General features: G+C 57.3%; 2 protein-coding genes. Both read left to right on the forward strand.

Features of this window, described 5'->3' with window-relative positions; all coding sequences use genetic code 11:
• Positions 1 to 63: 63 nt before the first annotated feature.
• Positions 64 to 507, forward strand: a complete 444-nt coding sequence (locus tag NPX02_RS21165; protein WP_260296050.1) for a helix-turn-helix domain-containing protein — start codon at positions 64 to 66, stop codon at positions 505 to 507.
• The gene (locus tag NPX02_RS21170) at positions 507 to 1166 is read left to right on the forward strand and encodes an IS630 family transposase (RefSeq protein WP_260296051.1); all 660 of its coding nucleotides are present in this window, start codon (positions 507 to 509) and stop codon (positions 1164 to 1166) included. The genes NPX02_RS21165 and NPX02_RS21170 overlap by 1 nt, the downstream gene beginning before the upstream one ends.
• Positions 1167 to 1186: the final 20 nt, after the last annotated feature.

Here is a 1186-nt window from a genome sequence, read left to right on the forward strand (position 1 = left end):
ACACATAAATATCGAAACATATATTATACTGTTGCATATCTACCCCGAGACGAGGAGTTGGCCATGCGACAGACTAAATTACATCTCACCGATGAGGATCGCGAGTTGATCGAGTCATACCGGGCGAAGGGACTACACCATGCACGGGAAGTCAATCGGGCGCATGTTCTTTCCGCGCTTGATCGCGGCATTCCGGAAACCCAGATCATGGCGGTTCTCGGCGTCGGGCGTACGGTCATTTGGCGGACACGAGCGGCATACCTGGAAGGTGGTGCTGAATTCGCGCTGCACGATGTTCCACGCCCGGGCAAACCACGGCAGTACGATACCGACGTCGAAGCGAAGATTTCAGCTTTGGCCTGTTCGACGCCGCCACCGGGTGCTTCACGCTGGACCATTGCCTTGTTGGAGCAAGCCGCGCGGGCACAACCCGGGATAGGCCCCATCAGCCGCGAAACAGTCCGCCGGCTGCTAAAAAAAACTGCATCAAGCCGTGGCGCAAGCTGATGTGGTGCATCGGACGACTGACGGAGGAGTATCGGCAACGGATGTACGATCTGCTCGACCTCTATGCCCGTCCGTTCCGTTCGGGAGAGCCGGTCATTTGCCTGGACGAGAAGAGCAAGCAACTGCTCAAGGATTCCCGTACGCCTTTGCCCATCCGTCCCGGAGTGCCCGTACGGCAGGATTACGAATACCTGCGCGGTGGTACCTGCAATCTGTTCGTGGCGGTGGAGCCCAAGGGTGGGCGGCGGACGGTCTTGGTTACCGATCGCCGCACCAAGCCCGACTTCGTGGCCTTCGTTCAGTATCTGCTCAACACGGTCTACGCCAAGGCGCGCCGTGTCCATCTGGTCATGGATAATCTCAACACCCACTTTCGCAAATGCTTCGAAGAAGTGCTCGGGGTCAAAGCGGCGAAAGCACTCCTGCGTCGCGTCGTCTTTCACTACACCCCGAAACACGCCAGCTGGCTGAATATGGCTGAAATCGAGATCGGTATTCTTGACCGCCAATGTCTTGACCGCCGCTTGCCAGACCGCGCCACGTTGGTCTCCGAGGTCGACGCTTGGCAACAGCGCCGCAATGCAGACCAGTGCGGTATCGCGTGGTCGTTCACTCGGCAGGATGCAGATATGAAAATGGCTCGGCATTATGTTTCGTAATTAATGGTTCGTGATACTAG

The sequence above is a fragment of the Sedimenticola hydrogenitrophicus genome, from assembly GCF_025175675.1.
Taxonomy (GTDB): Bacteria; Pseudomonadota; Gammaproteobacteria; order Chromatiales; family Chromatiaceae; genus Sedimenticola; species Sedimenticola hydrogenitrophicus.